1 protein-coding gene is annotated in these 447 nt (G+C 38.5%); it reads left to right on the forward strand.

Translation table 11 applies throughout. The features are described from left to right. On the forward strand, positions 1-447 hold a 447-nt coding region (locus tag D7X55_RS41025; protein WP_147470498.1), incomplete at both ends, for an NAD(P)-dependent oxidoreductase.

The raw sequence follows: 447 nt of genomic DNA on the forward strand, positions 1-447 counted from the left end.
CACCTGGACTACAGGAAGATAGACCTTTCTCAAGAAGATGATCTTTCTCAACTTAACTTGAATGAATTTGCCTTAATTTTCATCTTTGCAGGAAAAACCGGAACGCGAGCTGGGTTCGACCAATATCAAGATTATGTGCAATCCAATGAAATTGCTTTATTAAACATCCTGTCCTTGTATCAAAAGCAAGCATGTGAAGGGCGACTTGTTTTCCCATCCTCAAGGTTAGTATACAAAGGGGTGAAAGGGGTGCGATTAAAAGAAGATGCTGAAAGAGAGGCTAAAACAATATATGCAGCTAATAAAATTACCTGTGAAAATTATTTGTTTGCTTTCGGAAACGCTTTTGATATCCCTTATACTATTTTTAGAATTTGCGTACCGTATGGTCAGTTGATTCCGGGAGATTACTCTTATGGAACCTTCGGTTTCATGCTCAATCAAGCC

This window comes from Corallococcus sp. AB049A (genome assembly GCF_003668885.1).
Lineage (GTDB): Bacteria > Myxococcota > Myxococcia > Myxococcales > Myxococcaceae > Corallococcus > Corallococcus interemptor.